We start from the raw sequence: 25405 nt of genomic DNA on the forward strand, positions 1-25405 counted from the left end.
ATACGGGTTCGTTTCGTCGTTGCTGGAAGGTTTTGATCTTTGAGGCGGCTACTCACGGTCCTGCTGCTCGCCTTCGCCGCCGCCGGGATCGCCCCACCCGCGGCACAGGCGCACAACGTGCTCATCAGCAGCGACCCCAAGGACGGGGCCACGTTGCCGGCCGCGCCGGCGCGGGTGACGCTGGTGTTCGACCAGGCGGTGCGGCAGGGCTACGCGCAGGTGGGCGTGACGGGCCCGGACGGGTCCTCGTGGGCGGACGGGGCCGCGGAGGTGGCCGCCGAGCGGGTGTCGGTACGCGTCAAGCCGCTGCCGTCGGCGGGGGCGTACACGGTGGGCTACCGGATCCTGTCGGCCGACGGGCATCCGGTCACCGGCAAGATCACCTTCATCCTCGCCGCCGGGGCAGCCACCGGTGGTCCGGCGCCGAATACCGGCCAGGACGCTGGTCAGGATCCGGGCGCGAACACGAGCCAGAACACGGGCCAGGACGCGGGCCAGGGTGCCACCGGGCAGGCGCCGCGGGATGCGAGCGCGCAGGCCGCCGAGGCGGCCGCCAACGGCGGCGCGGGCATGGCGGTGGTGTGGATCGTGGGCGCGCTGCTGCTGCTCGCTGCCGGCACGGCGGTGGCCCTGCGCCGCTCCCGCCCGGCCGCGACGGCCCCCGCCCCGGGCGCGACCGGAGAAGCGCGGCCCGAGGCGACGCCCGCCGGAGAGGCCCAGCCCGGTGCCGCCGGTGAAGAGGCGCGGGCATGACCGTCACCGCGCCTCCCCTCCCCCGGCAGCGGGTCGGCGGGCGGCTGGTGGCCGGGGCGTTCGGCGTCTGCGCGGTCGTCGCCGCCGTGGCGGCGAGCACGTTCACCGCCCAGGAGACCGTCCCCGGCGTCCCCATGCCCGGCCCGCTGGTGTCCTTCGGCCTGCCCGTCGTGCGGGTGCTGCTCGACCTGGCCGCCGTCGCCACGGTCGGGCTGAGCCTGCTGCCCAAGCTGCTCGGGTTCGACGCCCCCGAGCGGACCGAGCCCGTCATGCTCAGGGTGCGGCCGCTGGCCGTGCTGGCCGCCTGGGCGTGGGCGATCTGCGCGCTGCTCACCATCGTGTTCCAGACGGCCGAGCTGAATCCCGGCAGCGTGCCCACGTTCGGGATGATCGCCGGCTACGTCGAGACCGTCGGCACCGGTCAGGGGCTGCTGTTCAGCGCGGCGTGCGCGCTGGCGGCGGCCGGCATCGGGCTCATGGCGGTGCGGTTCGGCGAGAAGGTGCCGGCCGAGCTGCGGGTGATCGTGGCGCTGTTCGGGCTGCTGCCCATCCCCGTCACCGGGCACGCCGTCAACTCGATCTGGCACGACCCCATCATGGTCTCGATGGAGATCCACGTGATGGGCGCGGCGGCGTGGACGGGCGGGCTGGCGGCCACGGCCGTGTTCGTGGCGCCGCACCGGGAGCTGCTGGCCGTGGTCCTGCCCAGGTTCTCCAGGATCGCCACGGTGTGCCTGCTCCTGGTCGGGCTGTCGGGGCTGGTCAACGGGCTCGGCACGATGGCGCTCACCCCCGGCGTGACGCTGCCCGACGCCCTACTGACCAGCCACTACGGCGTGCTGGTGGTGATCAAGACGGTCCTGGTGGCGGCGCTGGTGCCGCTGGCCGCCCACATCCGCTTCCGCCTGATGCCCGCCATCCGCGGGGGCCGGGCCACCGCCCTGGCGGGCTGGGCGGCGGCCGAGGTGGCCGTGATGGGGCTGGCCTACGGCGTGGCGGTGGCGATCACCCGGGCCTCGATCGTCTGAGACCCGCGCCGCCTGTCGGCCAGCCACTCGACCGCCAGCCAGACGACCAGCAGGCCGAGGCCCGCCCAGACGGCCGACGACGTGGCCAGCGGGGGCGCTCCGAGCAGCCCCTTCTGGCCCTTGATCGCGCTGTACACGCCGCCCATGATCGCGCTCTGCGCCACCAGCGCGCCGTAGGCGGCGGCCGTCACCCCGACGGTCCCGAGCAGGGCCCGTACGTACGGCATGCGCACCAGGAACGCGAGGTCCACCACCAGCCCCGCGACGACCAGGAAGAACGGCACCGCCGACGGCGGGAACCCGGTGAACGTCAGCAGCGGCCAGAGCAGCGTGCGGACCCCCACGTAGGCGCCCGCCACCAGCGTCGCGGCCCCGAACCTGCCGATCAGCAGCCTGGCCGCGACCAGCACCGACAGGCCGGCGACCACCGCGTAGACGGGGTAGAGGAAGTCGGGAACGGGCAGCGAGAACGCCGTCATCATCCCCCGGTCCACCGGCCGCCCCATCTGGTCGGCCGCGAACTGCAGCAGGATCGGCTCGGCGTAGGTCGCGTGGTTGTCCCAGGCGCCGATCGACAGGATGCCGTACTCCTGGTGCTGCTCGGGGAAGTGCACGTTCTCCAGGAAGAACGCGAAGAACGCGCCCAGCACGACGGTCCGCTCCCGCCCCGGCGGCGCTCCCATGAACCAGCCGCGGAGCACGCCCGCGATCATGAAAAACGTTCCAAGGTAGAGCATGATGTGCGACGGGCTCCACGAGGTGATGTCGAGCCCGTTGACACGGTGGTTGATCAGGTCGAGCGGGACCGCGACCAGGAAGATCCCGGTGCCCCACTGGATCAGCCGCAGCGCCGCCTTGTCGACGCCGTAGCCGGTGTATCCGTGGATGACGGTCAGCGCGACGGCGATGGCCGTGCCGGCGGAGTTGAGCAGGTGGGGCGGGGCGAGGTCGTCCCGCAGCCACTTGAAGTGCCACGAAACGTCCCACGCCGAGCCGAGCAGCTTGAGGGTGAACGCCACCAACCAGCCGAAATAGAGCACCCGGAACAGATCCTGCGGCGTCTCACGCCCCGCCTGGCCCCTGGTCCAGTACGGCAGGGCCCACTCGGCGGCCCTCTTGAGAGATGCTGGAGACTTCACGGGACTGAATCTTACGGTTCCCCGCGTTGAGCTGTTGCTGGGGTAATGCCGGGCAATGTCCTGGCAGGTCAGGCCGGTGCCGAGGCCCGCAGGGAGTACAGCAGCGGGATCCTGGGCGCCCCCTCCGGCAGGCGGAAGCCCTCCGGTCCGCCGACCAGAGTGGCGAAGCGGCGGAAGTACGTGCGGTCGTGCTCGCGCAGGAACTCCACCCGCAGGCCCGCCGCCGCGACCGCGCTGACGACCTCGCCGAGGCCGTGCTGGAACTGCACGGAGGTCTGGTGCTCCAGGATTTCGCTGCCGGTGTAGGTGTGCGGGTACTCCCAGACGTGCGGGCCCACATCGAAATAGTCGTGGGTGACGGTGGTGCCCGTCTCGTCGTCCAGGGTGTCGGCGAACGGATGAAATTCGGCGAGATAGAGGAATCCGCCCGGCTTGAGCAGCGCGGCCACCGTCCGCGCCCAGCCGGTGAGGTCGCCCAGCCACACCAGCGCGCCGAGGCCGGTGTAGACGATGTCGTACGTGGCCCCGCCGAGCACCTCGACCGCGTCGTAGACGTCAGCGGTGACGAACTCCGCCGGGATGCCGCATTCGGCGGCGATGGCCCTGGCCTGCTCGATGGCGGCCGCGGAGAAGTCGAGTCCGGTCACCTCGGCGCCGAGCCTGGCCCAGGACAGGGTGTCCAGGCCGAAGTGGCACTGCAGGTGCAGCAGGCGGCGGCCGGTCACGTCGCCGACCTCGTCCCGCTCGAACGCCCGCAGGGGGCTGCGGCCCGCCCTGAAGCCCTCGACGTCGTAGAAGTCGCTGGCGACGTGGATGGGGACCCGCCCGTTCCAGTTGGCCCGGTTGACGTCCAAGTAGTCCATGGGAGGGCAGCGTAGGCGAGCCCTGATCCCGCCGCCGCCGGTTTTCGGCGGGCATCATGAGCGCATGACTCCAGCAGACGCGGAGGCGATCCTCCAGGAATACTTCGCCCCCTGGATCCGGCGGCTCGGGTTGCGCGTGGAGGAGGTGGGCGAACGCCACGCCGTCGTACGGCTCCCGTGGTCCGACGACCTGGCCCGGGAGGGCGGCGGGCTGTGCGGCCAGGCGATGATGGCGGCGGCGGACACCGCCACGGTCATCGCCATCTCCTCGGCGCGCGGGCAGTTCGTGCCGATGACCACGGTGCAGCAGTCGACGACGTTCCAGCGGCCGGTGGTGGGCAAGGACGTCCTGATCGACGTCCGCATCACGAAGCTGGGCCGCACGCTGGCCTTCTCCGAGGTCACCCTCACGGCCTCGGGCAGCGCCGAGACCGCCGCCCACGCGACGACCGTCTACGCCATCCTGGCCTGATCCCGCAGGTCGGGACGTGATCTCAGGGATCTCTCAGGTGCGGAAAGTAGGCTCTCGGTCATGAAGCGTGTGGCCGCGCTGGTAGCGGCGCTCGCCCTCATCGGGGTGACGACGTGGCTCGTGTGGCCGTCGGCTCCTGGGGTGCGGGGCCAGGACCAGACAATCAGTGTCGTCGACGGACCCGGCGACGACCAACGGGTGGAGCTCGACACGACCTTCTTCCCGCCGCCCGACGGCGGGAAGGCTCCGGCCGTGCTGATCGGGCACGGCTTCGGCGGCAGCAAGCAGAGCGTGCGGGACCAGGCCGTCCGGATCGCCCAGCAGGGCTACGCCGTGCTGACCTGGTCGGCGCGCGGGTTCGGGCGCTCGACCGGCGAGATCGCGCTCAACTCGCCCGACTACGAGGTCAAGGACGTCAAGCAGCTGATCGACTGGCTGGCCAAGCGCCCGGAGGTCCAGCTCGACGCGGCCAACGACCCGCGCGTGGGCATCGCGGGCGGCTCGTACGGCGGCGCCATCGCCCTGATGGCGGCCGCCTACGACCAGCGGGTCGACGCCATCGTGCCCCAGATCACCTGGGCCGACCTGGCCGACGCGCTCTTCCCCAACGCCGCCGCGCAGGGCGCCGGTCCCGCGCCCATCGGCCAGGACGCCGCGCACGGGGTCTTCAAGCGCATGTGGGCCGGCATCTTCTTCGGCCAGGGCGTCTCGCTGGACAGCTTCGCGGGGCGGGGCGCGCGGCAGGCCGCCGCCGGCCCGCTGACGCCCGAGCAGGCGCGGTGCGGCAGGTTCCTGCCCGCGATCTGCGACGTCTACCAGCAGGTCGCCAAGGACGGCAAGGCCACGCCGGAGGCCGTCGCCCTGCTGCGCAAGTCGAGCCCGATCACCGTGGCCGGCCAGATCAAGGCGCCGACCCTGCTCATCCAGGGCCAGCGCGACTCGCTCTTCCCGCTCGGCCACGCCGACGCCAACGCCAAGGCGATCGCCGCCGCCGGCACCCCGGTGAGCCTGGCCTGGTTCGACGGCGGGCACGACGGCGGCAACGGCGAGGCGGACTGGGTGTTCGAGCAGTCCACGGCCTGGTTCGCCCGCTACCTGAAGGGCGACAGGTCCGCCCCGGCGGTGAGCGCGTTCACGGTGACGCGCGACGGCGGCCGCGACCCCGGCACCCGCCAGCGCATCCGCCTGCACCCGGAGGCCGCCTCCTACCCCGGCCTGGCCGGCACCGACACCACCACGGTCCAGCTGAACGGCCCCGCCCAGAACATCGTCAACCCGCCGGGCGGCGCGCCCGCCTCCATCTCGACGGTGCCCGGCATCGGCGGCCTGCTGGGCGGCGGCCAGACCACCGCCGGCGTGTCCATCGACATGCCGGGCCAGAGCGCCGCGTTCGAGTCCCGACCGCTCACCGCCCCGCTCCAGCTCACCGGCAGTTCCACGGTCAGGGTCAAGGTGTCGGGCAAGGGCGAGGCGACGCTGTTCGCCAAGCTGTACGACGTGGCCGACGGCACCCAGCCGCCCGCCCTGCCCGCCGGGCTGGTGGCGCCGGTCCGGGTGACGATCCCGGAGGGCGCGGGCAGCGCGGAGGTCACCGTCACCCTGCCCGCCGTGGACTACCGCTTCGCCGTGGGCCACCGGCTCCGGCTGGTCCTGACCACGACGGACATGGGGTTCGCGACCGCCGCCGAGCCCGCTTCGTACCAGGTGTCCCTGGCCTCCCCCGCGCTCGCCGTGCCGACGGTGCGCACGCTCGCCGCCGCGCCGACCGGGGTGGCGTGGTGGGTGTGGGCGATGCCGCTGGCCGCCGTGGTCGTCGCCGCCGTGCTGCTGGCGACGGGGCGCACCGCGTCCCGCCGGACGGCGGCCGGCGCGCCGGAGAGCGGCGAGCCGCGTGACGGCAAGGACGTGCCGCTGGAGATCAGCGGGCTGACCAAGGCGTACCGGAACGGCGAGCTGGCCGTGGACGGGCTGTCGTTCCGCGTCGAGCGCGGCCAGGTGCTGGGCCTGCTCGGGCCGAACGGCGCGGGCAAGACGACCACGATGCGCATGATGATGGGGCTCATCCAGCCGGACGGCGGCGAGATCCGGATCTTCGGTGACCGCGTCACGCCGGGGGCGCCGGTGCTGTCCAGGCTCGGGTCGTTCGTCGAGGGGCCGGGGTTCCTGCCGCACCTGTCCGGGCGCGACAACATCGAGCTGTACTGGGCCGCCACCGGGCGGCCCGCCGCCGACGCGCACTTCGACGAGGCGCTGGAGATCGCCGGCCTGGGCAAGGCCCTGGACCGGGCCGTCCGCACGTACTCGCAGGGCATGCGCCAGCGGCTGGCCATCGCCCAGGCCATGCTGGGGCTGCCGGACCTGCTGGTGCTCGACGAGCCCACGAACGGTCTCGACCCGCCCCAGATCCGGGAGATGCGCGAGGTGCTCAAGCGCTACGCGCAGGACGGCCGTACCGTGATCGTCTCCAGCCACATGCTGGCCGAGGTCGAGCAGACCTGCAGCCACGTCGTGGTCATGCACCGGGGCCGCCTGGTCTCGGCCGGGCCGGTGTCGCTGCTGCTCACGTCGGCCACCGTCCCCTCCAACGGGCACGGGCCGCGCCTGGAAGACGTCTTCCTCGACCTCATCGGAGACAAGTCATGACCGTCGCCGCGCCGGGCTACGCGCCCCGTCGCACGCTGCCGCTGCGCGTGGAGATCGTCAGGCAGTTCAAGCGGCGGCGGACGCTGGTCATGTTCGGGCTGCTGCTGGCGCTGCCGTGGATCCTGGTGATCGCGTTCCAGTTCGGGCCGCAGCCGAGCGGGCAGGGGCAGTCGTCGCTGCGCATCTCCGACCTGGCGACGGCCAGCGGCCTGAACTTCGCCGCCTTCGCCCTGTCGGTGTCGGCCAGCTTCCTGCTGGTGGTGGCGGTCGCGCTGTTCTGCGGCGACACCGTGGCCAGCGAGGCCAACTGGTCGTCACTGCGCTACCTGCTGGCCGCGCCCGTCCCGCGCGACCGGCTGCTGCGCCAGAAGCTGATCGTGGCGCTGGGCTACTCGGCGGCGGCGGTGATCTGCCTGCCGCTGATGGCGCTGCTCGCGGGCACGCTGGCGTTCGGCTGGAACGACATCCAGGTGCCCGGCACGGGCGAGATGATCCCGGCCCTGGACGTGCTGCCGCGCTTCGGCATCGTGATCGGGTACGCGCTGGTCAGCCAGCTCGTGGTGGCCGCGCTCGCGTTCCTCGTCTCCACCATGACCGACTCCCCGCTCGGCGCGGTCGGCGGGGCGGTCGGGCTCTGGATCGTCTGCAACATCCTGCAGGCGGTGGAGGCGCTGGGCTCGCTGCGCGAGTTCCTGCCCACGTTCTGGAACAACGCCTGGCTCGACGCGCTGATGCCGGAGCTGGACTGGAGCGGCATGGCGAAGGGGGCGTCGGTGTCGGTCACGTACGCGGCCATCCTGATCGCGCTCGCGTTCCGGCGCTTCCGGCGCAAGGACGTGGTGAGCTAGGCCGTGAGCTAGGCCGTGAGTAGGCCGCTCGCTAGACCCAGTCGAACGACCTGGTCACGGCCTTCTTCCAGCCCGCGTACGCCTCCTCCCGCCGGTCCTCGCTCCACCGGGGCTCCCAGCGGCGGTCCTCCGCCCAGTGCGCCCGCAGCTCCGAGACGTCCTTCCAGTAGCCGCAGGCGAGCCCGGCGGCGTACGCGGCCCCGAGCGCGGTGGTCTCCGACACGACCGGGCGGCTGACCGGGACGCCGAGGATGTCGGACTGGAACTGCATGCACAGGTCGTTGGAGGTGACGCCGCCGTCCACCTTGAGCACGTCCAGGACCACCCCGGAGTCCTGCTGCATCGCCTCGACGACGTCGCGGCTCTGGTAGCAGATCGCCTCCAGAGCGGCCCTGGCGAGGTGGGCGTCGGTGTTGTAGCGCGACAGGCCGACGATCACGCCGCGGGCGTCGGCCCGCCAGTACGGGGCGAACAGCCCGGAGAAGGCCGGCACGAAGTACATCCCCCCGGAGTCGTCCACCTGCCGGGCGAGGGCCTCGCTCTGCTCGGCGGAGGTGATGACGTGGAGCTGGTCGCGCAGCCACTGCACCGCCGAGCCGGTCACCGCGATGGACCCCTCCAGCGCGAACACGGCCGGCTGGTCCCCGAACTGGTAGGCCGGCGTGGTGAGCAGCCCGCTGCGCGAGCGCACCGGGTCGGTGCCGGTGTTGAGCAGCAGGAAGTTGCCGGTGCCGTAGGTGTTCTTGGCCTCGCCGGGCGCGAAGCAGACCTGGCCGACGGTGGCCGCCTGCTGGTCCCCCAGGATCGCGCTGATCGGCACCTCCCCGCCGACCGGCCCGTACGGCAGCGTGGTCCCGTACATGGCCGGGTCGGCCGACGGCCGGATCTCGGGCAGCATCCGGCGCGGGATCCCGAAGAACGACAGCAGCTCGTCGTCCCAGTCGAGCGTCTCCAGGTCCATCAGCATCGTCCGGGCGGCGTTGGTCACGTCGGTGATGTGCACGCCGCCCTTGACGCCGCCGGTGAGGTTCCACAGGGTCCAGGTGTCGGTGTTGCCGAAGACGGCCTCGCCCCGCTCCGCGTCCTGGCGGACGCCCTCCACGTTCTCCAGGATCCACTGGATCTTGCCGCCGGAGAAGTACGCCTCCGGCCGCAGGCCCGTCCTGTCGCGGATGACCTCGCCGCGCCCGTTCTGCTCCAGCGCGGCGGCGATCCGGTCGGTACGGGTGTCCTGCCACACGATGGCGTTGTAGTACGGGCGGCCGGTCCGCCGGTTCCAGACGACCGTGGTCTCGCGCTGGTTCGTGACGCCCAGGGCCGCCAGGTCCTTGGCGTGCAGCCCGGCACGCTGGATCGTCGTCTGGATCACGGCCGCCGTCACGGTCCAGATCTCTATCGGGTTGTGCTCGACCCAGCCCGCCTTCGGCAGGAGCTGCTCGTGTTCGAGCTGGTATTTGGCGACCTCGGCGCCGTCGTGATCGAAGATCATGAATCGGGTGCTGGTGGTGCCCTGGTCGACGGCTCCCACGAACTCCGGCATGTCTTTCTCCTCTGCAAGATTCCGGTCAGATCTCCACCGGCTGCACGATCCCGCGCTCCTCGCTCGGCGGGAGGAACCGGGCGATGCCCGCCTGGTAGAGGCCGGCGCCGACGAGACCGCCGATCAGCGGGCCGACGATCGGCACCCAGAAGTACAGATCGCCGTACTGATCCCGCCAGGCGGTGGAGTAGCCGGTGAGGTAACTCGCCAGGCGCGGCCCGAAGTCGCGCGCGGGGTTGATCGCGTAGCCGGCGTCGGCGCCGAAGGACATGCCGATCCCCACGATGAGCAGGCCGACGACGACGGGGCCGAGGTTCGCGCTGGGGGCCATGTTGGCGACGTCGGACACGGCGAAGATGGCGAAGAGGAGGATGGCGGTGCCGATGACCTGGTCGCGCAGCCCGCCCCACATGTCCACCGGCAGCGTCCCGTTGCCGGGCAGGGTCGAGAAGACGCCCTGGGTCTTGATCGTGAGCCCGGGGTCCACCATGGTCAGCACCTCGGTGTAGTTCCAGCGCACGATGAGCGCCGCGACGAAGGCCCCGGCCGTCTGCGCCAGCGCGTACGGCAGCACCTTGCCCCAGGCGAAGCCGCGGAAGGCCGCGAACGCCAGCGTGACCGCCGGGTTGAGGTGCGCGCCCGTGGTCCGGCCCGCGACGTAGACGCCCAGCGTGACGCCGATGCCCCACGCCCAGGCGATGCTGTCGTGGTCGCCGAGCTTGCCCGCGACCACCTGGGCGACCACGCCGACGCCGAACAGAATGAGCACCATCGTGCCGGCGAACTCGGCGATCAGCTCACCGGTCAGCCCTATCCGGTCGCGACGTCCGGCCACCGCTCCTCCTTGCGCACGTGATCGTCGTGTGGCATTCCCGATTTCGGAGCATGCATACGGTGCGCACGATATACGTCACGCAAAGTGACCACGGAGGCTGTTCACCGGCAGGGTCCGGGGACGGGCGGTGGACAGGGCCGGCGAGTTCCGGCTGCCGGTCGAGGTTCCTGACGCGGGATCGCCTACCGATCACCGACGCTTCGGCTGAAGGTCACCAGGGCGGTTCCCGGGCCGTTGTAGCCGGGGACGGGCTCGCTGACCTCGAACCCCATGCGCCGGTGGAACGCTATGGACGTCTGGTTGACGGGCGAGGTGATCGCCTTCACGACGCGGCGGTCGTGGCGGCGGGCCAGGTCGAAGAAGCGTTCGTACATGGCGCGGGCCACGCCGCCCGTCCTGACCTGCGGGGAGACGCCGACGAAGTGGATGTACGCCTCGTCGGGCTCGGACGGGGAGAGGAAGCCGATCAGGAACCCCGCCATGCCCGCCGGACCCTCCGCGATCAGGCTGGTCCGGTGGAAGTGGTCGAGGAAGAGCCTGGGCAGGGAGGGCAGGACCGGCCGGCCCCACCACTCGTCGACGACGGCGGCTATGGGGTCGTAGTCGGCGGGGGTGGCGGGGCGCAGCTCGTACGCGGGCGGCATCATGGGGGTCCTGTCACCTGACCTGCGCGGCGATGATCCGCGCGCATTCCAGGGACTCGGCACGCGTGGTGTCCACCTCCAGGTCATACGTCACGCCCTGGTGGACCACCTCCGCCTGCAACTCCGCCATCCCCCGGACCCGGTCCCCCCGGGCGATCTCCCGGCCCGCGGCAACCGCGCTCTCACACCTGACACCGACCCACAGCACGTCCAGCCCGGCAAGAGCCTTCTGCCACCGCTCCTGGGAGGCCGGTCCACCGAGGAAGACGTCGTCGATGATGACCCGCGCGCCCGCACGGACCATCGCGGCGACCCCTTCCGCCCACGCCGCGTCCAGCATCCGGAACTGCGGCCCGACACTGACCCCGCCGTCCGGAGCGAACTCGATGCCCGCCTCCGATCCGTGCATGGACGCCGGCATGGCCTCGAGCAGCGAGTCGACCCCGAGGGCGAGCCATGGATCCGGCAGGATCGCCTGCAGACACCGGACGATCCCGGACTTGCCCGAGCTGGAGCCGCCGTTCAACACGATCACCTGAGTAGTCACCGGCCCACGATAGGGGTGCTCCCCAGCAGCCCCAAAGGCATTTTCGGGCTTCTGGCTTCTGGCTTCTGGCTTCGGGCGGACGGCGCCCCTTGCTGTCACAATCCGGCGAACGTTGTGGTCGCGCGCGATGCGTAAGCGGCCGTCAATGGCGCCAGGCGCGATCGGGCAACGCGGCCCGGAAGGGCCCCTGGTCCGGGCGGGCATCAGACGGCCCACCATGCTCAAGATCGGCGAACGTGGTCAACTGGCTCTGGAGAGCGGCTGGAGCTGGACGCTGAGCCGCAGTTCGAGCGCTTCGGCCAGGCGTTCCAGCATGGGGATGGTGCCGCCCGCCTCGAAGCGGGCCACCGCCGGTTGCTTGAGTCCCGCTCGCTCGGCGAGTTCGGCCTGGGTGAGCCCGAGTTCCTCGCGACGGCGCCGTACGGTCTCGCCGAGTTCGAAACGGATCCTGGCGGCCTCGTAGGCGGCTCCGGCGCCAGGGCGGCTCATGATCTCAGCGCGCTTGTCGGACCATGCCTTGCGCTCAGCCACGCCGCTCACTCCTCATCTGCGGTGTGAGCCTCAGCGACGCATCGCTTCATGGCCTGCACTGCCCGTTCGATCTCGGCTGTCTCCCGCATACGCTGCTTGCGGAACACCGTCAGCAGGAGGATGCGCCTGCCTGGGGCGATCCAGTAGGTGATGCGGACGGCGTCGCGGGAGAGATGAAACCGCAGTTCCCGAAGCTTGCCGTGCAACTACCTGGTATATGGCATGAATAACACGGACGTTATAGACGGCGAATCGGTCGAAGCCATGGGGGATCGTCCGTCGGCTGGAGGGGCGGCAGAGCAACGGGCTCCGGACACGTAACCGGCCGTCAATTGCGTTGTGCGCGATCGGGCAACGCGGCCTGGAAGACACCCGCGTCCGGGGTGGGCATCAGCTGGCCCACCGCTTCGCCGGTCAGCGGGTGGGCTCGATGGCGCCGGAGGCGCGTGGGGGTGCGCCGGAGGCGCCCAAATGAGCACAGCCCGAGCGGAGCGAGGCCCCTTGGCTTCGGGGCGGGCTCCAGCAGGTCAACCCGGTAACCAGGCAACGGGCGGGGCCGGCGAGCGGAGCGAGCGGGGGTTTCGGGGGAGGCGCTGCCTGGAGCCCCGGGCGCGGAGCGCTCCCGTTGTGGAAGGCCGTGCTTTCAGGCCCAGTGTGGTGGCTTGTTGTCCAGGTAGAAGGCGTCCGGGTCGGTCTCGGGCCAGTCGCTCCAGCCCTCGTCCGTGTCGTCCGCTGTCTGCTCCGGTAGAAAGTCGTTCACACAGGACATGCTACTCGGGCATACAAAGCACCCGACGTGTCCGCAGGTCCAGGGACAGGCGGGGGCGGCGGCGGTACGATGCGAGAGCAGGTGTCGCCTATCCCCCGTGAGGCTGCTCATGGCAACCCCGACAGGCTGGCAGCGAGACGGCAATCTACCGGCGGAGCTCACCAGCTTCATCGGCAGGACACGGCTCCTGGCCAACCTCAAACGGCACCTCGGCGAGTCCCGCCTGGTGACCGTGACAGGTATCGGGGGCGTGGGCAAGTCCCGTACGGTGCTGAGGCTCGCGCATCTCGTCCGGTCGCAGTATCCGGACGGCGTGTGGTTCGCGGATCTCGGGCGGTTGCAGGACTCGGGCATGGTCAAGCACACCATCGCCTCCGCGCTCGGCATCGCCGACCAGTCCTCGCGGGCCGAGTCGGAGTCGCTGTCGGAGTGGGTGGGCGAGCGCGACATGCTGCTCATCATCGACACCTGCGAACATCTGGTGCAGGGGTGCGCCGAGCTGGTGCACGAGTTGCTGGAGGCGGCGCCCAATCTGAAGGTGCTGGCCACCAGCCGCCAGTCGCTGAACCTGCCGTACGAGCACGTGGTCCCCGTGCCGCCGCTGCAGGTGCCGTTCGAGGATCCGGGCGAGAGCCTGTTCACGAACGAGTCCGTGCAGCTCTTCGCCGAACGCGCCGGGGCGAGCGTGCCCGACTTCGTGCTCGACGAGGACAACATCGGCGCCGTGGCCGAGCTGTGCCGCAGGCTCGACGGCATCCCGCTCGCGATCGAGCTGGCGGCCGTGCGGCTGCGGGCGCTGTCGGTGGAGCAGATCCTCGGGCTGCTGGCCGACCGGTTCAGCCTGCTGGCGGGCGCGAGCCGGACGGCGCTGCCGCGGCACCAGACGCTGCGGGCGGCCATCGGGTGGAGTCACGAACTGTGCGAGCCCGCGGAGCGGCTGCTGTGGGCGCGGCTGTCGGTGTTCGCGAAGGACTTCGAGCTGGACGCGGCCAGGTTCGTCTGCTCCGACGGGCGGCTGCCGTCCGAGGACATCACCGACCTGGTCACGGGGCTGGTGGAGAAGTCCATCCTGCTGATCAGGAGCAACCACGCCGGGGTCCGCTACAAGCTCATCGACACCCTCGCCGAGTACGGCGAGGAGTGGCTCGACAAGCTCGGCCAGCGGGAGCAGATGCAGCAGCGGCACCTGGAGTACTACCTGAGCCTGGCTCAGCGCAGCGAGGACGCCTGGTCAGGGCCGCGGCAGATCTACTGGTTCGTCCGCATGCGGCAGGAGCACGACAACGTACGGGTGGCGCTCGACCACGCGCTCAGGTCCCCGGGCAAGTCGGTGCTGGCGCTGACCCTGCTGTCGTCGTTGTGGTTCATGTGGATCTGCTGCGGGTTCGTCCGGGAGGGACGGCTCTACCTGGAGAAGGCGCTGCAGGCCAACCCCACCGCGAGCAAGGAGCGCTGCAAGGCGCTGTGGGTGCTCTCGTACGTGCGCAGCGCCCAGGGCGACAGCGCGGGCGCGTTGAAGGCGGCCGAGCAGTGCAGCACCGAGGCCGTCAGGGTCGGCGACTCCAGGGCCGTGATCCTGGCCTCCAAGATGCAGGGCACGGCCGCGCTGCTCCAGGGCGACCTGCAGAAGGCCAGCGCGCTGCTGGGCGTGGCGATCGAGTTCAACACCGACAACAAGGAGCTGAACCCCGGCCTGCTGCCCGCCATCGTCGAGCTGTCGCTGGTGCTGTCGTCGCAGGGCGAGTTCTACGAGGCGGAGTCGCTGCTGCTGGACTGCCTGCAGGTGTGCAGGGAGCGCGGGGAGCTCTGGGTCAGCTCGTACGCGCAGTGGGCGCTGGCCTTCACCAGGCTCGCGACCGGCAGGGCGGAGGAGGCGCTGCAGAGCGCCAGGGAGGGGCTGCGGATCAAGCGGCACTTCCACGACACGCTCGGCACCCTGCTGGCACTGGAGACCTGCGCGCGCATCTTCGTCATGAACGACCAGCCGGCACTGGCCGCCAAGCTGCTCGGCGCGCTGCACCAGAACTGGCGGTCAGCCGGCCTGCCGCGGATGGGCGCGCCGTTCCTGACCGAGGACCACGACCTGTGCGTGCGCGATTGCAAGCGGCAGATGGGCGAGCTGGCCTACAAGAGCACGTTCGAGGACGGCGCCAGGCTCGACCTGGACGAGGCGTCCGAACTCGCGCTCGCCGGCGAGCCGGACGCCTCTGACTAGCGCCGGCCTCAGACCGCCTGGGGCCAGCGCGTGCCGTCGGGCCAGGCGTGCACGTAACGCGCGCTGCCGAGGGAGAACTCGATGTGCCCGCGTACCCAGTGTTCGAGCCCCCGTACGTACTTGCGGACCGGCAGCGACGCCCAGTGCTCCAGCGCCGCGCGCCGCTCGACGAACGCCGCGATCGCGTCGTTGTGCATCTCCGCGACCTCGCGCAACGCGTTCTGCAGGGCGAGGGACTTGTGCGTGGCCAGCACGGTGACGAGGTTGTGCCGGGCCTTGTCGTTCCCCCGTTCCTTGGCGTACGACAGCAGGTCGTTGTCCCAGCCGATGAGGTCGCACGCCAGGTCGGACAGCGCGCGGACGTCGGGATGATGCCATTCCTCCGCCTCTAGCCGGTAGCCGCCCCCGGCGTCGATGAGCGCGAAGCAGGTGTACGTGGCCCCCGTGATGCGGCGCATCAGCACGTAGTCCTCAGGAGTGGGGATCAGGTCGGCCTCGCGGTTGGCCGCCTCCCAGATCTGGGCGAACAGGTACTCCTTCACCGTGATCCGCCACCGGTCCACCTGTGCGGGGGTGGCGGCTTCGGAGATCCGGTGCAGGAGCTCGTTGAGCGCGAGGCCGAACGGGTCGTCGGCGTCCGGCTCCCTGCGCCCGTCGAGGATCTCGAGGAGCGGCGGCAGGGCGCGGGCCAGCGCGGAGGCCCGTTGTGCCATCAGCTCGCCCTCGCAGAACGCGTCGTCGAACGCGAAGAGCCAGTTGTACCAGTCGTTGATCAACCGGAGGCTGTCACGCGGCACGGTCGGGTTCGTCCGGGCCGCGAGCAGGCCGATCTTGGAGCGCCGGAAGTGCTCGATCGCCTCGGCGCCGGTGAGCATGTTTGAGGCGGCCAGCCATGCGTGACTCTCCGCGTCGACCTCCGCGGCATGCACGTTGATCTCGTTCGGGAACGGACATGGCAACGGAGGGATGTGGAGTGGTCGCCTACCAAATGTTTGCGCAGAAGTAGCCACGCCATCCAGCATGACGAGGCAGTGCACGAAAGGCCACAGTCGGCAACTTCAAGGTCTTTAGTGCTTATTTCATACTATGAATCGCTTTGCGTGAACCATTGGATAAAAGGGTCATTTACCACATTCGTGCCGCAGGCAGCACCGGCGGCGAACCCGCGCAGCGACCGGCTCCCCCATACGGTAACGCCCTGACCACGACAGACTCGTTTCCGTAGCGAGCGGGGTCAGAACAGGGTCGTGAGACCGGGCGGGAATCGGTGCCTCATGTGGCAAGCAGGCGAACGGTCCCGGCGTGACCGTAATGAGCCGCGAGCACCAGCAAAGTGTCACCTTTGCCGTCGGTGACATCGACCGGCGCCCCGACCTCGGCTTACGCCCGCGCCGTCCCAGCGGCACCCACCCTGGCCAGGGCGAACATCCCGGTTGCGAACCCCCGAGCTTCGGGTCCGTGGCGATGTGTCCTATTGACCCCCGATAGGGTGCCGTGCGCGGAATCGTTCTGACCCGCCGTAGGTTCTGGTGAAGAGTACCTAGGGAAAGGCTGTCCAACCGTGTTCGACCCGAAGGATCTCTACGAGCTCGCAGACGACGTGCCCGAGCTGCCCGATCCGGTGTTGCTGTACCACTTCGACGGTTTTGTCGACGCGGGCGCCGCCGGACGCCTCGCACTGGGCCACCTGCTGGCCGAGCTGGAGCACCGGGTCGTGGCGACGTTCGACGTGGACCGGCTGCTCGACTACCGGTCTCGCCGGCCCATCATGACCTTCGACACCGACCGATGGGTGGAGTGCGAGAGCCCGGAATTGGCCGTTCATGTCGCGAAGGACGCGACGGGAACGCCGTTCCTGGTGATGAGCGGGCCCGAGCCCGACCGGGAGTGGGAGCTGTTCACCAACGCCGTGTCGGACCTGGTGGAGCGCTTGAAGGTGAGCAAGCTCGTGACCCTCCACGGCATCCCCATGGCGGTCCCCCACACCCGCCCGCTCGGGCTCACGATGCACGCCAGCCGGCCCGAATTGATCAACTCCCAGACGAGCGCGTTCGGGCGCGTCCAGGTGCCGGGGAGCGTGGCGGCGCTGCTGGAGTTGCGGCTGGGGGCGCAGGGGCACGACGCGGTGGGGTACGCGATCCACGTGCCGCACTACCTCTCGCAGGCCGAGTACCCGACCGCCGCCGTCACCGGCCTGGAGGCGGTGACGCGGGGCACGGGGCTGGTGTTCCCGCTGGACCCGCTGCGCGACGCGGCCCGCCGTACGACGACGGAGATCGAGGAGCAGATCCAGGCCTCGACCGAGCTCTCCACCGCGATCAAGGGGCTGGAGCAGCAGTACGACGCGTTCGCGGGCGGCGCCGAGCGCGAGAACCTGATGGCCGAGACGACCCCGATGCCGACGGGTGACGAGCTGGCCGCCCAGTTCGAGCGCTTCCTCGCCGAGCGTGACGACGAGTAGACGTCCATATTTTACGGTGGCCCGAGCCGGCACCACCCGCCGCACGTGGCCGGGGCCTGTCCAGGGTGACGCTCACCAGGTGTGCAGACGTCCATATTTTACGGTGGCCCGAGCCGGCACCACCCGCCGCACGTGGCCGGGGCCTGTCCAGGGTGACGCTCACCAGGTGTGCGTGGCGGGCCACCGTCACGCCGCCACCTGGGCCGTCTGGGTGGTGCCTGCGTGCCCCTGGGAAAAGGTCCCTCCGGAAACGGGACGCGCCTGAGGGGGCTCCTCTGGCCTGCCGGATAGCCTGAGGAAATGACTGACATCCGCGTCGGACTGGTCGGCTACGGCACCGCCGGAGCGTATTTCCACGCCCCTCTCATCCACGCCACCCCCGGCCTGTCCCTGGCCGCCGTCGTGACCGGCAACCCCGCCCGCCGGGCCGAGGCGGCCGAGAAGTACGGCGCGACCCCGGTGTCCGACGTGGAGGAGCTGTGGGGCCGGTGCGATCTCGTCGTGGTCGCCTCCCCCAACAGGACCCACGTGGCCACCGCCGCCGCCGCGCTCACCCCCGGCCTGCCCGTCGTCGTGGACAAACCCCTGGCCAGGACCGCCGCGGAGGCCCGGGAGCTGGTGCGGCTGGCCAAGGAGCGGGGGCTCATGCTGACCGTGTTCCAGAACCGGCGCTGGGACGGCGACTTCCGTACCGTCCGCAGGCTGGTCGAGGAGGGGCGGCTGGGTGACGTGCTGCGCTTCGAGTCGAGGTTCGAGCGGTGGCGGCCGGTGCCCAAGGGCGGCTGGCGGGAGACCGGGGGCGCGGAGGAGATCGGCGGGCTCCTCTACGACCTGGGCAGCCACCTGGTGGACCAGGCCCTGCAACTGCTCGGCCCGGCGCGCGAGGTCTACTGCGAGAGCGACGTGCGGCGCGAGGGGGTGGCCTCCGACGACGACACGTTCATCGCGCTGACGCACGCGGGCGGGGCCCGGTCGCATCTGTGGATGAGCTCGGTGGCGGCCTGGCGGGGGCCCCGGTTCCGGGTGCTGGGCTCGTCGGCCGGGTTCGTGAAGTACGGGATGGATGTGCAGGAGGAGCGGCTGCGGGCGGGGATGTCGCCCGGTTCGCCGGAGTTCGGGGAGGACGACGAGGGGAGCTGGGGGCTGCTCGGCACGGAGGAGGCCCATCGTGCCGAGCGGACGGAGCCGGGGGCGTACCTGGACTTCTACCGCGGGGTGGTGGCGGCGCTGCGCGAGGGCGCGCCACCGCCCGTGGACCCGGAGAGCGTGATCGACACGCTGACCGTCATCGAGGCCGCCCACCTGTCGGCCACCCAGCGCATCGTCACCCACCTCGGCTGACCCACCCGCCCGGGACGCAAGGCGGCGGACCGGTCACCCAGGGCGGCGACCAGCGTCACCCGCCGGCAGCGCCCGCGGTCCAGCGGCGGCGGTCCAGCGGCGGCAGCGGTCCAGCGGTGGCAGCGCCGCCCCGGCCCCAGCCGCGCCGGCCAGGCCGACGTTCTGCAGGCGTACTGCGTGAATGGACGCAACAAGCGCCGGCCGAAGGTCCTGACCCCGGCCCCCGCGTCGCTTCGGCGCGGGGGCCGGCCGCGCCACGCGTCCGGCCGGAGTGGCGGGTCAGTCGCGCAGGCGGGCGTGGAGGGCGGCGGTGTCGGCGTCGGTCCAGCCGTAGCGGGTCAGCCAGCCCATCGGCCCGCCGAACCGCTCGTCCAGCACCTGGAAGAACTGCTCGATGTACCGGGCCCGCGGCATGTGGTCGTCCGCCGGCCGCGAGTCCAGGTCGCCCCGGTACGTCTCGCTGCTGCGCAGCCGCTTGAGGATCAGCTCCAGCCGCTCGCCCGTCGCCACGTAGTCCTCGACGATCGCCTCGCGGGTCGCCCCCGCCACCTCCAGCGCCAGCGCCGACAGCACTCCGGTGCGGTCCTTGCCCGCCGCGCAGTGCACCAGCGCCGCCCCGTCGTCCAGCGACATCGCGCGCAGCGCCGCCACCACCGCGTCCGGGCGGTCGCGCAGGTAGCCGAAGTAGAAGCCGGTCACCCGCAGCTCCTCGTCCAGCGCGCGCTCGGCCCAGGGCAGCACCCGGTCGCCGTCGATGGTGTCGGCCTCGACGTCGGTGTGCGTGCCGCCCTCCGCGAACAGCGTCAGGTGGTGGTGGCGCACCTCGGGCACCAGGGTGAGCGGCCCCGGCCCCTCCAGCGCGACCTCGGCGTTCGAGCGCAGGTCCACGACGTGCCGCAGCTTCAGCTCACCCACCAGGATCGCCACGTCACCCGGCGTGAGGCCCTGCAGGTTGTCGGCGCGGAAGATCCGCCCGCGACGGGTGCGGCCGCCGTCGCGGGTCGGCAATCCGCCCAGGTCACGCGCGTTGACCGCGCCTTCCAGGTCTATCCACCTCGTCATCTCATCCATTATTGCGACCCTATATGTCCGCCAAATATGAGCGAATTCGAGGTTCATAACGCAGCATGAACGTATGGATCCACGAGCTCTGCCTCCACGGCTGGTGATCGATCCAACGCTGCACCCGGAGATCTCGGTCGAGCTGCGGTCCAGCCCGCACATCCTCCGCATGGCCCGATCCGGTGTGCGCGTGGACACCACGAAGAACCCCGCGCTCCTCTTCGTGATCCCGGCCCTCCTGATGGTGCTCGCCGTAGCGACCGGCGTGGAAGAACTGCTGGTCCCCGGTGTGGGGATCGGGCTGATCGTCCTGTTCAGGTGGATCGCGTTGGACGGTACCTACCGATCGACCCGGCGGCGGATCCGCTCCGCCCAGGTCCACGCCAACCGCTTCATCCTCCCCGAGGACCTGGACTACCCCTGCCAGAGGCTGCTGCGCAGGGCGCAGAACGCGGTCGAGGCGATCATGGCCTCCCGCGTCCACCGGGACGGCCTGATCGACACCATCGACAACCGGGTGTCACTGCCCGAGGAGGTCTGGCAGATCGCCCAGCGGCTGCGGAAGCTGTCGGCCATGCACGCCGAGCACGGCAAGATCGTCCCCCGCGACCTGCCGCCCGGCATGGAGGACGCGTTCAAGCCCTACACCACCGCGCTGGACGCCGCCTGGACGTCGCTGTCGCACCGCGTCCGCCACCTGGAGAAGTACGCCAAGCAGGTGGTCAAGGCGGACAAGGTCTACCACGCGCACCGGCGGCTCGAGGCGCTGGCCGCCAAGACCCCCGAGTACCAGCAGCTGATCGCCGACACCGTGCGGGACGAGCTGGCCCACGAGCGCATCAGGGAGCTGGCCGACCAGGCGGCGCACGTGCGCAAGCTGTTCGAGGAGAGCATCGCCCAGGCCAGGCTGGCGGCGGGCGAGCTGATCAAGACGCCCCTGGCGTGAGGGTCAGGGGCCGGCGCGCCTGAGAAGCTCCAGGGTCAGGGGCCGGCGCGCCTGAGAAGCTCCAGGGTCCGGCGCATGCCGGCCTCGTTGCCGAGGCTGCGGTAGATGTCCCTGGCCTGCTCCAGCGGCTCCACCGCGGCCCCGCGGCCGCCCGCGTCGAGGTGCGCCTCCCCCAGGTAGCGCAGGCTCCTGGCCATCCACCACCGGTCCTCCAGCTCCTCGAACCCGCGCACCGCCCGCCGCAGCTCCCGCTCCGACTCCTCGATCCGGCCCAGCCGCGCCAGGGCCCGCCCGGCCGACACGGCGGTCCTGGCCACCCCCCACGAGTCGCCCAGCGCGACCAGGATCTTCTCGGCCCGCCGGACGAAGTCCAGCTCGCGCAGCCCGTTGTCGGGGTCGCCGACCTCCCCGGCGGCCCGCAGGCAGCGGGCCTCCTCCCACAGCTCCCCGCGTTGCCGGAACATCTCGGAGGCCCGGTCGAGGCTGAACCCGGCCCTGGTGAACAGGTTGGCCGCCAGCCGGAGGTCGCCCGCGCGGTGCTCGGCGCGCGCCTGCGCGGCCAGCACCTCGCCGTAGACGCGCAGGGTCTGGGCCTCGGAGTAGCGGTTGCCGTCCCGCTTGAAGATCTCCAGGGCGTCTTCCAGCAGCTCCCTGGCCTCGTCGGGACGGCGTTCCGACATGCGCATCTCGGCGAGGTTGCGCTGGGTGCGGGCCATCCACCACAGGTCTTCCTCGCCCTTGAACGCGGTGATGGCCCCGATGAGGTAGTCCTGCGCCCGGTCCAGGTGGCCGTCGCTGAACAGGGTCATGCCGATCGTGCGCATGGCCCTGGCCGCCCACCAGGACTCCCCCAGCTCCTCGAACGTCTCCAGCGCCCGCCTGGCCTCCTCCAGCGCCCGTTCCCGCAGGCCCAGGCCGCCGTGCACGGAGGCGCTGTCGAGCAGCGCGATGGCCAGCGCGCGCCGGTCGCCGGTCTGCGCGGCGGCCTCGCAGCCGAGCTCGGCGACGGCCGCCCAGTCGGCCCAGTACGCGCGCAGCGAGTGGCAGAGAGAGCAGAACGCCCTGGCCAGCCCCCAGGTCAGCTCCCACAGCCGGAGCTGGCGGGCCAGGTGGATCATGGCGAGCAGCGTCAGCCGTTCGGCGTTGAGCCAGTCGCCGGCCCGGACCTGCCCGTCGGCGTCGGAGCGGCGCCCGCCCTTGCTCCAGTCCTGCGGCCAGCGGTTCTGCGCGGCCTCCTCGGCGCGGCGGCGGTAGCCGTAGAGGACCCGCTCGATGGCGGCCCTGCGCCGCTCGGCCTCGTCCTGCTCGGCCAGCTCCGCGGCGAACACTCTGACCAGGTCGTGCAGCCGGTAACGCATCGTGCCGGTCTGGTCGGTGCCCGAGCATTCGGCGAGCTGGGCGTCGATGAGGGCTTCGAGCTGGTCGGCGCCGTCGAGCCCGGAGCTGTCGAGCAGCTCGCCGGCCACCCAGCCGGGCACGTCGGGCGCGGTGAGCGCGCTGAGCAGGCGCAGCAGGCGGCGCTGCATGCCCGTGCAGTCGTCGTAGCTGAGCTGCACGGAGGCGCGCACGCTCTTGTCCACCGTCGGGGCCACTTCGAGCTGGTCGAGGCGGCGGCGCGTGTCGGCCAGCCGGGCGGCCATCTCGCGCATGCTCCACTGCTCGCGGGTGGCCAGCCGGGCGCCGCAGATGTTGATCGCCAGCGGCAGGTAGTCGCACAGCCGCACGACCTCCTTGGCGGCCTCCAGGTCGTCGACGACCCGGTCGCCGCCGGCCAGCCTGGCCAGCAGCTCCACTCCGTGCGCCTCGCTGAACACGCTCAGCCGCGTGTCATGGGTGCCGTTCAGGAACAGCGGCGCTCGCGAGGTGACCAGCACCGCGCAGCCGGGCTCGGCCGGGATCAGCGCTTTGACCTGGTCGGCGTCGTGGGCGTTGTCGAGGCCGATGAGGATCCTGCGGCCCTTGGTCCAGGTCAGCCAGAGCTTGCGCAACTCGTCCAGGCCGCCGGGGTCGGTGGTCAGGCGCACGTCCAGCGCGCGCAGGAACCCGATCAGCACCTCCTCGGGGCGCACCGGGGCGTCCACGCCGCCGCGCAGGTCGGCGTAGAGCCTGCCGTCGGGGAACCAGCCGGCCATCTCGTGCGCGAACCTGGTCATCAGCGCCGACTTGCCGACGCCGCCCCGGCCGTACAGGGAGACCACGAGGGGCGGTGAGAGGCCGGAGGTCTTCCTGCGCTCGGTGAAGACCTCGCGCAGCTCGGCCAGCGCCTCGGCGCGGCCGGTGAAGTGCTCGGGGACCGGCGGCCACTGGTCGGGCGGGAGCGAGCCGGGCGCGGGCAGCGCCTGCTGCGGGGGCTCGCGCTGCTCGGTGGTGGCCCAGGTGGTCAGCCCGACGAGGACGGCCGCCGCGCCGGTCACGGCGACCTTGGCCAGCGGCGGGATCTCCCAGTCCACGGAGGCGGTCAGCACGCTCGCGGCGGCGGCCGCGAGGCCCGCGGAGACGGGCGCGGCCCATGGCACCTTTCTGCGCCTTTTACGCGGTTTGTCAGGTAAATCCCCTGTCAACGAACACCCCCTATGGGGATTCAAACCGATGGGGTACGGCTTGCGCCAGCCGTACCCCATCGTTCATCTGTCAGCCGATCACATGACAGGTGGCCGTCGCCGTCTTGCTCGGGTCGCTCTCCGAGGTGGCGGTGAGCTTGACCCTGGCCAGGCGGTCGCCGCCGGACTCGCGCACGGCGTTCACGGTGACGAGGTCCTGCTTGCCGAACGCGACGGAGGCCAGCGCGTTCGGGAGCTGGGCGGTCCAGCCCTTGCCCTGGACCTCGGCCTTGAGCCGGTAGACGTCGGAGTTCAGGTAGGCGCTGACGTCCTCCGGGTGCTGCCCCTGCGCCGGGGCCGCCTTGCCGGTGTTGAACAGCGGGAACTTGCAGGTGGAGATGTTCTTGCCGGCGGGCAGGCCGGCCGAGGGAATCAGCTTGACGCCGCGCTTCTGCGGGCCCGCGCCGTCGAGCGAGCGGATGGCGACCGTGTAGGACAGCTCGCCGGCGCGGTCGCGCTTGACGTCGGTGACGTAGAAGTGCAGGCGGTTGGCCTGGTCGACGTACTCGTACTCGCTGCCGGAGTCCGTGCCCGCGTGGAAGAGGGCGTCGGAGAGCTGGCGGTAGTCGCCGACCGTGATCGGCACCTTGGTCCCGTCGGGCAGCACGTAGTCGGTCATGCCGATGTCCTGCGGGTTCGCGTCGATCACCCACTCGAACGGGGACCGGTCCTGGTTCTTGGTCTTGGCCAGCAGGACGCCGGAGTCGGGCGTGAAGGAGTCGGTGCCGACGCGGTCCACGACCTCGACCGTGTAGTTCTCGTAGCCGCCGCCGTCACACAGCGGGTTCGTGGTGACGTCGCAGGCGGGGCTCTTGTCGCCGGTGTCGAAGGAGATGTTGACGCCGGACAGCTCGTTCTTGCCCGGCTGGATCGCGCGGGCCAGGACCCTGGCGGTGACCAGGCCCGACTCGTCGAGCGCCTCTCGCGAGAGGCGTAAGACGTTCTGCTCGTCCACCATCTCCAGCTTGATCTTGTTGCGCAGCATGTGCTGGGCGCCCATGGAGGCGCCCGCGGTCGGCGGGATCAGCCAGCGGGAGTGCGGGCCGCCGGGGCCGTTGAAGCTGCCGCGGCTGAGCATCTCCCAGATGCCCGTGTACGCCCTGCGCGCCGGCACGCCGTAGGGGTTGTTGTAGTTGTCGGCGATGCCCATGATGTGGCTCAGCTCGTGGGCGTAGACGGCCATGCCCGAGCTCTCGGCCTGGACCGAGTCGATGCCGAAGCGGGCGTTCGGCCAGAAGTTGGAGCCGGCCTGCCAGGAGGTCCAGTCGACGTAGCGGGTGTCCACCCAGTTGGGCAGCGCGGGGTCCGGCGGGCCCCACTCGTCCGGCACGTCCTCCTTGGTCGGGAACTTCATCATCCCGAACTCCTGCCAGGTGGACGACTCGTCCTGGCCCGCGCTCAGGTAGAAGACGAAGTCGAACTGCTTGGCCACCTCCTCGCCGACGGCGGCGATCCAGGCGGCGTTGCCCTCGGTACGCAGGTTCTTGGTGCAGTTGTCGCCCGCCGGGCAGCCGGTGCCGCCCTGGAACTCCATCGCGTACTCGTGGTCCTTGCCCGACAGCGTGTAGGGCCCGAAACCGGCCAGCTCCACCCCGTACCTGCCGCCCGAGTCCTCCATCCAGTACTCGTGGATGGTGTGACCCTTGTTGAGGTCGTTCGGGGTGTTGAGGAAGTCCTGGTAGAACTTGGCCACCTGGTCGCGCGGGACGTCGTGGGCCTCGGCGCTCGGGTTCGAGTAGATCGTCGAGCCCTTGGGCTGCGTCACCACGAACGGCTGGTTCGGGTAGTCGAGCAGCACGAGCGCGCCCTTGAACGTGCGCTTCGACCCCTTGACGGCGGGGTCGTTCCACTTGGTGCCGGGCGGCCGTTTGTAGTCCGCCCATGTCATGTTGTCGGGGTTCTCCCAGTTCTGCGGATCGATCGGCTTGATGCCGCCGGCTGGGCGGGAGCGCAGGGCCTGGGCGTCGGCGGGTTCGTCGCGCTGCCAGGGCTGCGTTTGCGGCCAGTGGTTCTGCCGCCACGGGTACTCGGGATCGGTGGGGGGTGCTGCGGAAGCAGGGGTCGCCATCAGGCTCACCGGGATCAGCACGATGGCCGCCAGCAAACCCTTCAGCAGCTTCTTCGGGGCAATCACGGATTGACGGTATAGACGATATTGACGGAGATCA

At 71.0% G+C, this 25405-nt stretch carries 21 protein-coding genes; 9 read left to right on the forward strand and 12 right to left on the reverse strand.

What is annotated here, in order from left to right; all coding sequences use genetic code 11:
* Nucleotides 1–39 precede the first annotated feature (39 nt).
* Both HD596_RS58330 and HD596_RS58335 read left to right on the forward strand, forming a co-directional pair.
* Nucleotides 40–753 (forward strand): copper resistance CopC family protein, encoded by a 714-nt coding sequence (locus tag HD596_RS58330; protein WP_185077897.1) that lies wholly within the window; start codon nt 40–42, stop codon nt 751–753.
* A complete protein-coding gene (locus tag HD596_RS58335) occupies nt 750–1781 on the forward strand; it encodes a CopD family protein (RefSeq protein WP_185077898.1) in 1032 nt (343 codons plus the stop codon). The genes HD596_RS58330 and HD596_RS58335 overlap by 4 nt, the downstream gene beginning before the upstream one ends.
* Here the strand turns inward: HD596_RS58335 and HD596_RS58340 are convergent.
* Together HD596_RS58340 and HD596_RS58345 are read right to left on the reverse strand one after the other, a co-directional pair.
* Nucleotides 1739–2920, reverse strand: coding sequence for a hypothetical protein (locus HD596_RS58340; protein ID WP_313047483.1), 1182 nt, complete (start codon nt 2918–2920; stop codon nt 1739–1741). The genes HD596_RS58335 and HD596_RS58340 overlap by 43 nt on opposite strands.
* 68 nt (nt 2921–2988) lie before the next feature.
* Nucleotides 2989–3783 carry a class I SAM-dependent methyltransferase gene (locus HD596_RS58345; protein ID WP_185077899.1) on the reverse strand — a complete coding sequence of 265 codons (795 nt, stop codon included), beginning with the start codon at nt 3781–3783 and terminating at the stop codon, nt 2989–2991.
* 64 nt (nt 3784–3847) lie between these two features.
* On the opposite strand from HD596_RS58345, the gene HD596_RS58350 reads away from it, so the two are divergent.
* From HD596_RS58350 to HD596_RS58360, 3 genes are read left to right on the forward strand one after another with little or no spacing between them, the layout of a single operon-like run.
* Nucleotides 3848–4255 (forward strand): PaaI family thioesterase, encoded by a 408-nt coding sequence (locus tag HD596_RS58350; protein ID WP_185077900.1) that lies wholly within the window; start codon nt 3848–3850, stop codon nt 4253–4255.
* Between the two features lie 60 nt (nt 4256–4315).
* Nucleotides 4316–6898, forward strand: a complete 2583-nt coding sequence (locus HD596_RS58355) for a CocE/NonD family hydrolase (protein WP_185077901.1) — start codon at nt 4316–4318, stop codon at nt 6896–6898.
* A complete protein-coding gene (locus HD596_RS58360; protein ID WP_185077902.1) occupies nt 6895–7746 on the forward strand; it encodes an ABC transporter permease in 852 nt (283 codons plus the stop codon). Before HD596_RS58355 ends, HD596_RS58360 begins: the two co-directional genes overlap by 4 nt.
* Nucleotides 7747–7777: 31 nt before the next feature.
* Here the strand turns inward: HD596_RS58360 and glpK are convergent, their stop codons facing one another.
* The 6 genes from glpK to HD596_RS58390 all read right to left on the reverse strand — a co-directional run bounded on the left by glpK (nt 7778) and on the right by HD596_RS58390 (nt 12049).
* A complete protein-coding gene (glpK, locus tag HD596_RS58365) occupies nt 7778–9286 on the reverse strand; it encodes a glycerol kinase GlpK (protein ID WP_185077903.1) in 1509 nt (502 codons plus the stop codon).
* 25 nt (nt 9287–9311) lie between these two features.
* Nucleotides 9312–10121: an MIP/aquaporin family protein gene (locus tag HD596_RS58370; RefSeq protein ID WP_313047484.1), complete on the reverse strand. Its 810-nt coding sequence runs from the start codon at nt 10119–10121 to the stop codon at nt 9312–9314.
* A gap of 182 nt (nt 10122–10303) precedes the next feature.
* Entirely contained in the window at nt 10304–10768 is a 465-nt protein-coding gene (locus HD596_RS58375; protein WP_246555521.1) for a GNAT family N-acetyltransferase, read from the reverse strand.
* A 10-nt stretch (nt 10769–10778) separates the two neighbouring features.
* Nucleotides 10779–11312, reverse strand: a complete 534-nt coding sequence (cpt, locus tag HD596_RS58380; RefSeq protein ID WP_185077904.1) for a chloramphenicol phosphotransferase CPT — start codon at nt 11310–11312, stop codon at nt 10779–10781.
* 240 nt (nt 11313–11552) lie between these two features.
* Nucleotides 11553–11843: a helix-turn-helix domain-containing protein gene (locus HD596_RS58385; protein ID WP_185077905.1), complete on the reverse strand. Its 291-nt coding sequence runs from the start codon at nt 11841–11843 to the stop codon at nt 11553–11555.
* A 5-nt stretch (nt 11844–11848) separates the two neighbouring features.
* Nucleotides 11849–12049, reverse strand: coding sequence for a type II toxin-antitoxin system RelE/ParE family toxin (locus tag HD596_RS58390; protein ID WP_246555522.1), 201 nt, complete (start codon nt 12047–12049; stop codon nt 11849–11851).
* A 672-nt stretch (nt 12050–12721) separates the two neighbouring features.
* On the opposite strand from HD596_RS58390, the gene HD596_RS58395 reads away from it, so the two are divergent.
* On the forward strand, nt 12722–14827 hold the full coding sequence (locus tag HD596_RS58395) for an ATP-binding protein (protein WP_185077906.1): 2106 nt from the start codon (nt 12722–12724) through the stop codon (nt 14825–14827).
* An 8-nt stretch (nt 14828–14835) separates the two neighbouring features.
* On the opposite strand, the gene HD596_RS58400 is transcribed toward HD596_RS58395, so the two are convergent.
* Nucleotides 14836–15756, reverse strand: coding sequence for a terpene synthase family protein (locus HD596_RS58400; RefSeq protein WP_185077907.1), 921 nt, complete (start codon nt 15754–15756; stop codon nt 14836–14838).
* A gap of 632 nt (nt 15757–16388) precedes the next feature.
* On the opposite strand from HD596_RS58400, the gene HD596_RS58405 reads away from it, so the two are divergent.
* The gene (locus tag HD596_RS58405) at nt 16389–17288 is read left to right on the forward strand and encodes a proteasome assembly chaperone family protein (RefSeq protein WP_185077908.1); all 900 of its coding nucleotides are present in this window, start codon (nt 16389–16391) and stop codon (nt 17286–17288) included.
* Nucleotides 17289–17588: 300 nt separating this feature from the next.
* On the forward strand, nt 17589–18629 hold the full coding sequence (locus tag HD596_RS58410) for a Gfo/Idh/MocA family oxidoreductase (RefSeq protein ID WP_185077909.1): 1041 nt from the start codon (nt 17589–17591) through the stop codon (nt 18627–18629).
* A 279-nt stretch (nt 18630–18908) separates the two neighbouring features.
* Here the strand turns inward: HD596_RS58410 and HD596_RS58415 are convergent, their stop codons facing one another.
* On the reverse strand, nt 18909–19691 hold the full coding sequence (locus HD596_RS58415; RefSeq protein WP_313047485.1) for a tyrosine-protein phosphatase: 783 nt from the start codon (nt 19689–19691) through the stop codon (nt 18909–18911).
* A 73-nt stretch (nt 19692–19764) separates the two neighbouring features.
* On the opposite strand from HD596_RS58415, the gene HD596_RS58420 reads away from it, so the two are divergent.
* The gene (locus tag HD596_RS58420; protein WP_185077911.1) at nt 19765–20637 is read left to right on the forward strand and encodes a hypothetical protein; all 873 of its coding nucleotides are present in this window, start codon (nt 19765–19767) and stop codon (nt 20635–20637) included.
* 35 nt (nt 20638–20672) lie between these two features.
* Here the strand turns inward: HD596_RS58420 and HD596_RS58425 are convergent, their stop codons facing one another.
* Entirely contained in the window at nt 20673–23153 is a 2481-nt protein-coding gene (locus HD596_RS58425; RefSeq protein ID WP_185077912.1) for an ATP-binding protein, read from the reverse strand.
* Between the two features lie 115 nt (nt 23154–23268).
* A complete protein-coding gene (locus tag HD596_RS58430) occupies nt 23269–25371 on the reverse strand; it encodes a M6 family metalloprotease domain-containing protein (RefSeq protein WP_313047486.1) in 2103 nt (700 codons plus the stop codon).
* Nucleotides 25372–25405: the final 34 nt, after the last annotated feature.

This window comes from Nonomuraea jabiensis (assembly GCF_014204795.1).
In the GTDB taxonomy this organism is placed as follows: Bacteria; Actinomycetota; Actinomycetes; order Streptosporangiales; family Streptosporangiaceae; genus Nonomuraea; species Nonomuraea jabiensis.

Bases quoted from the DNA above. Each gene is read 5' to 3' on its own strand.
- HD596_RS58415 (WP_313047485.1), bottom strand. From the start codon at position 19,691: ATGACGAGGTGGATAGACCTGGAAGGCGCGGTCAACGCGCGTGACCTG.
- HD596_RS58335 (WP_185077898.1), top strand. From the start codon at position 750: ATGACCGTCACCGCGCCTCCCCTCCCCCGGCAGCGGGTCGGCGGGCGG.
- HD596_RS58360 (WP_185077902.1), top strand. From the start codon at position 6,895: ATGACCGTCGCCGCGCCGGGCTACGCGCCCCGTCGCACGCTGCCGCTG.
- glpK (WP_185077903.1), bottom strand. From the start codon at position 9,286: ATGCCGGAGTTCGTGGGAGCCGTCGACCAGGGCACCACCAGCACCCGA.
- HD596_RS58375 (WP_246555521.1), bottom strand. From the start codon at position 10,768: ATGATGCCGCCCGCGTACGAGCTGCGCCCCGCCACCCCCGCCGACTAC.
- HD596_RS58410 (WP_185077909.1), top strand. From the start codon at position 17,589: ATGACTGACATCCGCGTCGGACTGGTCGGCTACGGCACCGCCGGAGCG.
- HD596_RS58355 (WP_185077901.1), top strand. From the start codon at position 4,316: ATGAAGCGTGTGGCCGCGCTGGTAGCGGCGCTCGCCCTCATCGGGGTG.
- HD596_RS58420 (WP_185077911.1), top strand. From the start codon at position 19,765: ATGGATCCACGAGCTCTGCCTCCACGGCTGGTGATCGATCCAACGCTG.
- HD596_RS58350 (WP_185077900.1), top strand. From the start codon at position 3,848: ATGACTCCAGCAGACGCGGAGGCGATCCTCCAGGAATACTTCGCCCCC.
- HD596_RS58395 (WP_185077906.1), top strand. From the start codon at position 12,722: ATGGCAACCCCGACAGGCTGGCAGCGAGACGGCAATCTACCGGCGGAG.
- HD596_RS58345 (WP_185077899.1), bottom strand. From the start codon at position 3,783: ATGGACTACTTGGACGTCAACCGGGCCAACTGGAACGGGCGGGTCCCC.